Source organism: Martelella sp. UBA3392 (assembly GCF_002358775.1).
Lineage (GTDB): Bacteria > Pseudomonadota > Alphaproteobacteria > Rhizobiales > Rhizobiaceae > Martelella > Martelella mediterranea.
The window spans coordinates 1-7,327 of the sequence record NZ_DEPM01000127.1 but is presented as its reverse complement, the minus strand read 5'-3'; the positions used below and the strand labels follow the sequence as shown (position 1 = coordinate 7,327).

The following is a 7,327-nucleotide window of genomic DNA, read 5'->3' as shown; positions in this document are numbered from 1 at the left end:
GTGACGCTGACCGTCGCCAATACCGGTGATCGGCCGGTGCAGGTCGGCAGCCATTATCATTTCTTCGAGGCCAATCCGGCCCTTGCCTTCGAGCGGGACAAGGCGCGCGGCATGCGGCTTGATATCGCGGCCGGCACGGCGGTGCGTTTCGAGCCCGGCCAGACCCGCGACGTGACGCTGGTGCCTTATGGCGGCGAGCGCACGGTTTACGGATTCCGGCAGGAAATCATGGGGAAGCTCTGACAATGGCCGTTCAGCATTATCACGGAAGCTGCCAGTGCGGCGCGGTGGATTTCGATGTTGATATCGAACTCGGCCACACCGTTACCTGCAACTGCTCGCGCTGCAAGCGTCTCGGTTCGGTACTGGCGTTTGCGCCGCGTGAAAACTTCACCCTGAACAGCGGCAAGGACAGCCTCACCGAATATCTGTTCAACAAGCACCAGATCCAGCATCTGTTCTGCAAGACATGCGGCATCGAGAGCTTTGCCTATGCCGCCGGCCCCGACGGGGCCGACATGGTCGCGGTCAACGCCAATTGCCTCGACGGCGTCGATCCCCGCAGCCTCAGCTCGCAGCATTACGACGGCGCCGCCGTATAACGCTTTCCGCCCCAGGAGAAATTCCATGCCTTTCAAGATGTCCCGCGCAGCCTATGCCTCGATGTTCGGCCCGACCACCGGCGACAAGGTGCGGCTTGCCGATACCGAGCTCTTCGTCGAGGTGGAAAAGGATTTCACCCATTACGGCGACGAGGTGAAGTTCGGCGGCGGCAAGGTGATCCGCGACGGCATGGGGCAGTCGCAGGTGACCCGCGCGGACGGCGCGGTCGACACGGTAATCATTAACGCGCTGATCATCGATCACTGGGGCATCGTCAAGGCGGATATCGGCATCAAGGACGGGCGGATCGCGGCGATCGGCAAGGCCGGCAATCCGGACACACAGAAGGGCGTCGACATCATCGTCGGCCCGGGCACGGAGGTCATCGCGTCCGAAGGCAAGATCATCACCGCCGGCGGCATGGATGCCCATATCCACTTCATCTGCCCGCAGCAGATCGAAGAGGCGCTGATGAGCGGGCTGACCTGCATGCTCGGCGGCGGCACGGGGCCGGCGCACGGCACGCTCGCCACCACCTGCACCCCCGGCCCGTGGCATCTGGAGCGGATGATCCAGGCGGCCGACGCCTTCCCGATGAACCTCGCCTTTGCCGGCAAGGGCAATGCCTCGCTGCCCGGCGCGCTGGAGGAGATGGTGCTCGGGGGTGCTGCCGCGCTCAAGCTGCACGAGGACTGGGGCACGACCCCGGCCGCGATCGACAACTGCCTTTCGGTCGCCGACAAATACGACGTCCAGGTGATGATCCACACCGATACGCTGAACGAATCGGGCTTCGTCGAGGACACGATCAAGGCCTTCGATGGCCGCACCATCCACGCCTTTCACACCGAAGGGGCCGGCGGCGGCCATGCCCCGGACATCATCAAGGTCTGCGGGTTTTCCAACGTCATCCCGTCCTCGACCAACCCGACCCGGCCCTATACCAAAAACACTATCGCCGAGCATCTCGACATGCTGATGGTCTGCCATCACCTGTCGCCGTCGATCCCGGAAGACATTGCCTTTGCCGAAAGCCGAATCCGCAAGGAGACGATCGCGGCGGAGGATATTCTCCACGATCTCGGAGCGTTCTCGATCATCTCGTCCGACAGTCAGGCCATGGGCCGTGTCGGCGAGGTCGCCATCCGCACATGGCAGACCGCTGACAAGATGAAGCGCCAGCGCGGACGGCTTGCGCAAGAGCAGGGCGACAATGACAATTTCCGGGTGAAGCGCTACATCGCCAAATACACGATCAACCCGGCGATCGCCCACGGGCTTTCCCACGAGATCGGCTCGGTCGAGGTGGGAAAACGCGCGGACCTGGTGATGTGGTCGCCGGCGATGTTTGGCGTCAAGCCGGACCTCGTTCTCCTCGGCGGCATGATCGCGGCAGCGCCCATGGGCGACCCGAACGCCTCGATCCCGACGCCGCAGCCGATGCATTACCGCTACATGTTCGGCGCCTATGGCAAGGCGCGCACGAATTCCTCCGTCACCTTCGTCTCGGAAGCCTCGCTCGATGGCGGCCTTGCCCATAAGCTCGGCGTTTCCAAGCAGCTCCTGCCGGTGCAGAACACCCGCGGCGGCATCTCCAAGGCCTCGATGGTCCACAATTCCGCCACGCCGGAGATTTCCGTCGATCCGGAAACCTACGAGGTCCGCGCCGACGGCGAGGTGTTGACCTGCGAACCCGCCGACGTGCTTCCGATGGCGCAGCGCTATTTCCTGTTCTGAGCAGGGGGCGTCGCTCAGGCGACGACTTTCGACACCAGATCCGGGTATTGCGCAATCACGCGGACATAGGCGACGGCGAAGTCGGGTGCGGTGACGCGCGCTTGCTCCCAATCGCGAAGCGTGCCCACGGGAACGCGAAATCTGCTGGCGAATTCCGTTTGCGATAGTCCGAGCGCTGTTCTCGTCCGGCGGATCAGGCGAGCGCGTTGGCCGCGATCTTCCGCCGAAGCGCTTACATCGAAGTCTTCGACGTCAGTCGGGTCAGCTTTCAAGACGATAGGATCGTTCTTCACCCTTGTTACTCCTTCTTACCGATATGAAGCGCGGCAGATCGACCCGATAAACGAATATGCGACGACATACGGAAATTCCGTATTTACTGCAACTGGCATTGCTACCCATGCGTCCAGCGCATACCCGCTATGCGTTTACCCCTAATCGGCCTTGCCGGCCTTTGATTCCCTGTCCGGAATCGTTAAATTCGGCCCAAGCTTGAAGCAACAAATTTCCAAGACTGAGCAAGGAGATCGCCATGATCGGCCGTAAAGTTCCGAACGTCACCTTCCGCACGCGCGTCCGCGATGAAAGCATCGAGGGGCCGAACCCGTTCCGCTGGCAGGACATGACCTCGGACGATTATTTCAAGGGCAAGCGCGTCGTGCTGTTCTCGCTGCCGGGCGCCTTCACGCCCACCTGCTCGACCTATCAGCTTCCCGATTTCGAAAAGCTGTTCCCCGAGTTCCAGGCGCAGGGCATCGACGACATCTACTGCATGTCGGTCAATGACGCCTTCGTCATGAACGCCTGGGCCAAGGGTCAGAATCTCGAGCACGTCAAGGTTATCCCGGATGGCTCCGGCGAGTTCACCCGCAAGATGGGCATGCTTGTCAACAAGGACAATCTCGGCTTCGGCATGCGCTCGTGGCGCTATGCCGCCATCATAAATGATGGCGTCGTAGAGCAGTGGTTCGAGGAAGAGGGCTTCTCCGACATGTGCGAGACCGACCCCTACAGCGTGTCCTCGCCGCAGAACATTCTCGAAAACCTGAAGCGCGAAGCCAAGGCCGCCTGAGGCCTTTCGGCCCGCTTCGATGGAAAGCGAAGGGCGGTCGGCAACGGCCGCTCTTTTTCTTGCGTGGCGTGTCCCTGATACGGCGATGCACGCGCTTGCCAAGTGGCGCAATCTTGCTATGAAAGAAGGAACGCCCGGCATCGTTACAGACCGGGCCGTCAAGGGGAAAGCATGCAGCGCGTTACCAGTTTCATTCCCGCGGGCGAGGGCGGCGGCGCGGTCGCCGGCCGTGTCGAGCTGACGCATGACGGGCGGCATCTGCGCCGCAAGGCGCTGAAGCTTGAAGACGGTTCGAGCGTGATGCTCGACCTGAAGGAAGCGGTGCTGTTTGCCACCGGCGATCGGCTGGTGCTGGAGGACGGCAGGACGATCGAGATCGTCGCCGCGCCCGAGGAACTCTACGAAATTCATGCGCATGACAACCTGCACCTGATCCAGCTTGCCTGGCATCTCGGCAACCGTCATCTGCCGGCCCAGATCGAGGAGGGGCGGATCCTGATCCTGCGTGACCACGTGATTCGCCAGATGCTGGAGGGCCTGGGCGCGCATGTGCATGATGTCGTCGAGCCGTTCCAGCCGGTGCGCGGCGCCTATCACAGCGGACACGGAGACCATCACCATCACGGCCATCACCACGATTGACGGCGGCGCCGTTTCGGGCGCCGCGCTTCTAAGGCTGTTGGCCTGGCTGTCGCCGGCCTTTCCGCTGGGCGGGTTTTCCTATTCCGGCGGGCTTGAGCGCGCGGCGCACGACCGGCTGCTGGAAGATGCGGATGACGTGGCCGAATGGCTCGCCGTCTCGCTTCGCCACGGGTTTCTGTGGAATGACGCCGTGCTGTTGTGCGAGGCCCATCGCGCGGCGGGCGACCCGGAGCGGCTTGCCGCCATCGCCGCCCTTGCCGCAGCACTTGCCGGTTCGCGCGAGCGCCATGCCGAAACGCTGGCGCTGGGCGCGGCCTTTGTGGCCGCCGCCGGTGCGTGGTTGGCGCCCGGTGACGAGGGTTTGCCGCCGGAAACGCCGCTGCCGGTCGCCTTCGGCGCGATCGCCGCATCACACGGCATTGGTCTCGAAGTGGCCTGTCAGGGCTATCTCCATGCCCAGGTCTCGCAGTATATTTCGGCCGCGATCCGGCTGTCGCTTGCCGGTCAGGTGGCCGGCCTTGCCGTGCTTTCCGGGCTGGAGCAGCCGATCCTCGACCAGGCGGCGCGGGCGGCGGCATCGACGCCGGATGATCTCGGCGGCTGCGCCTTCAGCGCCGATATCGCCGCTCTGCGCCACGAGGTCCAGCATTCACGGCTGTTCCGGTCGTAATGAACGAGGTAAGACAATGAAATCCGAAAACGGTCCCCTGCGCGTCGGCATTGGCGGCCCGGTCGGCTCCGGCAAGACGGCGCTCACCGAAAAGCTATGCAAGGCGATGGGCCGCGACTATTCCGTCGCCGTGGTCACCAATGACATCTACACCCGCGAGGATGCCGAGGCGCTGGTGCGCATGCAGGCGCTCACCTCCGACCGGATTGTAGGCGTGGAGACCGGCGGCTGCCCGCATACCGCTATCCGCGAGGATGCGACGATCAATCTTCAGGCGATCGCCGGGCTGAACAGCCGCATCCCCGATCTCGATATCATCTTCATCGAATCCGGCGGCGACAACCTTGCCGCCACCTTCTCCCCGGACCTTGCCGATATCACCATCTATGTGATTTCGGTTTGCCAGGGCGAGGAGATCCCGCGCAAGGGCGGCCCCGGCATCACCCGGTCGGATATGCTGGTGATCAACAAGAAGGATCTGGCGCCCTATGTCGAGGTCGACCTCGATGTCATGGCGCGCGATTCAGAGCGCATGCGCAATGGCGGCCCGACCGTGTTCACCGATCTGAAGCGCGGCGATGGCGTCGAGGCGGTTGCCGCCTTTCTGAAGGAGGCAGGCGGGCTGTAGCTGTCTATAGACGCTTCAGCGCCTCGATATCGGTGATTTCGATCGTCCGGCCGTGGACATTGACGCCGAGTGTCTTGAGCGTGCCGAAGGCGCGCGACAGGGCTTCCGGGGCGAGGCCGAGCTTGCCGGCAAGCAGGCTCTTACGGCAGGCAAGACGGAAGGTGACGGGCTCGGTGTCTTCCGGACACTGGTCGAGAAGGTAGTGCGCCACGCGTTGCAGCGCTGTATTGAGCCGGTCATCGGCCACGCAGTCGACGGCTTCCCGCAATTGCGCCGACAGCGAAATGGCAAGCACACGTGCCAGGCTGCCGTCGTCATTATTGGCGAGTTCCCGCACTTTGGCGAGGTCATAGCACACCAGCGTTGCATTTTCGGCGGCCTGGGCGCTGTAGCGGCAGGCGTCACCGCCGAAAACCAGTTCGTCCCCGAACGTGTCGCCTGGCCCGCAGATACGGATGTCTGCCTCGCGGCCTTCATGGTTCTGTCTGAACAGCCGGACAAAGCCGGTCACGACGCTGTAAAAATGCCGCGCGTCATCCCCCTCAACAAACAGGATGTCGGGCGGTGTGACGTTGACGAAGGTGGCGCATTCCATCAGCCTGTTAACCGTCGTCATGTCCGCCGCGGCCGTCAGGCCGGTTGCGATGAACTGTGCTTTCCTGCGCTCGCTCACATTGATGGTCGTGTTCACTGTCCCGCCTCCCATGGCGTGGCTATGATGGTGTGTCTGCACGAAACGGTTCCTTCGCATCTCGCCCACCGCATTCCGGTCCGAAAGAAAGCGGCCGTCATCGTCAAGTTATGACGATCACGATGCAAAAGGTTTGATTTCAATCAAGCGATGACGGCGCTGGTCTGAAGAAGACGCGGCGAAGAGCGGCTCCGAGGTGGCCGCATGTCCGATATCGCGGCAAGCGCAGCCTGGCGTGTCGCGCGGAGCGGGTATGTCCGGAGCGGGCTTGAAGCACGAAGGCCGGCGCAAACGGCCGGCCTTCGTCTATCTTATCCTGCAGGCGCTTCAGGCCATGCCGCGCTTGGACAGGTTGTCGCGATCGCCTTCCAGGGTCTCCACTCGCTCCTCGAGTCTCGCGAGTTTCGCCCGGTTGGCCTCGCTCATTCGTCCGGCGGTTTCGGCGGTGTAGACCACGTCATTGGGGTCCGCCTTGCCGATGAACCGGCTGAAGGCCCAGCGCAGCAGCCCTGCCAGATCGTCCATGATCATGAAGAAGGCCGGCACGACCAGCAGCGACAGCGCGGTGGAGACGATGATGCCGCCGATCACCGCGATCGCCATCGGCGCGCGGAAGGACGAGCCTTCGCCGACGCCAAGCGCCGCCGGCAGCATGCCCGCCGACATCGCGATCGAGGTCATGATGATCGGACGCGCGCGCTTGCGTCCGGCCTCCACCAGCGCCTGACGCCGGTCGAGCCCGTGCCAGATCGCCTCCTTGGCGAAGTCCACCAGCAGGATCGCGTTCTTTGTCACGATCCCCATCAGCATCAGGAGGCCGATCAGCACCGGCATCGAGATCGGATTGTCGGTGACGATCAGCGCGATCGCGACCCCGCCCAGCGCCAATGGCAGCGAGAACAGGATGGTGAACGGCTGGATCACGTCCTTGAACAGGAGGATCAGCACCGCCAGCACCAGGAACAGGCCGAGCATCATCGCGTTCATGAAGCTCTGCTGCATTTCGGCAAGGATCTTGGCGTCGCCGCTTTCGGCCAGCGTCACGCTTGCGGGTAGGTCGGTGCTGTCAACGATCTCGCGGAACTTCGCCGTCGCCGGATCGAGCGCCACGCCCGGTGGCAGGTTGGCCCCGATCGAGACCACGCGATGGCGGTCATAGCGCTGCACCGTGCTGACGCCCTCGGAATAGTCGACGTCGGCGACGACCGATAGCGGCACCATTTCGCCCGACGCGGCCTTGATTTTCAGCGCCCGGATCGCGGCAAGGTCGCGCCTGAGTTCCAG

Annotated in this window: 10 protein-coding genes; 7 read left to right on the top strand and 3 right to left on the bottom strand. The window is 63.3% G+C overall.

All coding sequences use genetic code 11. The features are described 5' to 3' along the window. The 3 genes from B4E36_RS09250 to ureC all read left to right on the top strand — a co-directional run. A partial coding sequence (locus tag B4E36_RS09250) for an urease subunit beta (RefSeq protein ID WP_345900271.1) occupies nt 1-243 on the top strand: 243 nt, incomplete at its 5' end. Nucleotides 244-245: 2 nt separating this feature from the next. After that, a complete protein-coding gene (locus tag B4E36_RS09245) occupies nt 246-602 on the top strand; it encodes a GFA family protein (RefSeq protein WP_292054366.1) in 357 nt (118 codons plus the stop codon). Nucleotides 603-627: 25 nt separating this feature from the next. Next, a complete protein-coding gene (gene ureC, locus B4E36_RS09240) occupies nt 628-2,340 on the top strand; it encodes an urease subunit alpha (protein WP_292054368.1) in 1,713 nt (570 codons plus the stop codon). Between the two features lie 14 nt (nt 2,341-2,354). Here the strand turns inward: ureC and B4E36_RS09235 are convergent, their stop codons facing one another. Beyond that, nucleotides 2,355-2,633, bottom strand: coding sequence for a helix-turn-helix domain-containing protein (locus B4E36_RS09235; protein WP_230719782.1), 279 nt, complete (start codon nt 2,631-2,633; stop codon nt 2,355-2,357). 239 nt (nt 2,634-2,872) lie between these two features. Here B4E36_RS09235 and B4E36_RS09230 point away from each other — a divergent pair, with 239 nt between their 5' ends. The 4 genes from B4E36_RS09230 to ureG all read left to right on the top strand — a co-directional run bounded on the left by B4E36_RS09230 (nt 2,873) and on the right by ureG (nt 5,352). Beyond that, a complete protein-coding gene (locus tag B4E36_RS09230) occupies nt 2,873-3,412 on the top strand; it encodes a peroxiredoxin (protein ID WP_018065210.1) in 540 nt (179 codons plus the stop codon). 171 nt (nt 3,413-3,583) lie between these two features. Beyond that, nucleotides 3,584-4,054, top strand: a complete 471-nt coding sequence (gene ureE / locus B4E36_RS09225; protein ID WP_292054373.1) for an urease accessory protein UreE — start codon at nt 3,584-3,586, stop codon at nt 4,052-4,054. After that, nucleotides 3,969-4,724, top strand: coding sequence for an urease accessory protein UreF (locus B4E36_RS09220; RefSeq protein WP_414673752.1), 756 nt, complete (start codon nt 3,969-3,971; stop codon nt 4,722-4,724). Before ureE ends, B4E36_RS09220 begins: the two co-directional genes overlap by 86 nt. Before the next feature lie 16 nt (nt 4,725-4,740). Continuing rightward, a complete protein-coding gene (gene ureG, locus B4E36_RS09215; protein WP_345900270.1) occupies nt 4,741-5,352 on the top strand; it encodes an urease accessory protein UreG in 612 nt (203 codons plus the stop codon). A gap of 4 nt (nt 5,353-5,356) precedes the next feature. Here the strand turns inward: ureG and B4E36_RS09210 are convergent, their stop codons facing one another. Further along, nucleotides 5,357-6,043, bottom strand: coding sequence for a Crp/Fnr family transcriptional regulator (locus tag B4E36_RS09210; RefSeq protein ID WP_230719787.1), 687 nt, complete (start codon nt 6,041-6,043; stop codon nt 5,357-5,359). 327 nt (nt 6,044-6,370) lie between these two features. Further along, nucleotides 6,371-7,327: efflux RND transporter permease subunit (locus B4E36_RS09205; protein ID WP_345900269.1), on the bottom strand; the 957-nt coding region annotated here is incomplete at its 5' end.

What these genes read in the sequence shown, in the direction of transcription:
- B4E36_RS09245 (WP_292054366.1), top strand. Translation starts at nt 246, where the DNA reads ATGGCCGTTCAGCATTATCACGGAAGCTGCCAGTGCGGCGCGGTGGAT.
- ureC (WP_292054368.1), top strand. Translation starts at nt 628, where the DNA reads ATGCCTTTCAAGATGTCCCGCGCAGCCTATGCCTCGATGTTCGGCCCG.
- B4E36_RS09230 (WP_018065210.1), top strand. Translation starts at nt 2,873, where the DNA reads ATGATCGGCCGTAAAGTTCCGAACGTCACCTTCCGCACGCGCGTCCGC.
- ureE (WP_292054373.1), top strand. Translation starts at nt 3,584, where the DNA reads ATGCAGCGCGTTACCAGTTTCATTCCCGCGGGCGAGGGCGGCGGCGCG.
- B4E36_RS09220 (WP_414673752.1), top strand. Translation starts at nt 3,969, where the DNA reads ATGTCGTCGAGCCGTTCCAGCCGGTGCGCGGCGCCTATCACAGCGGAC.
- ureG (WP_345900270.1), top strand. Translation starts at nt 4,741, where the DNA reads ATGAAATCCGAAAACGGTCCCCTGCGCGTCGGCATTGGCGGCCCGGTC.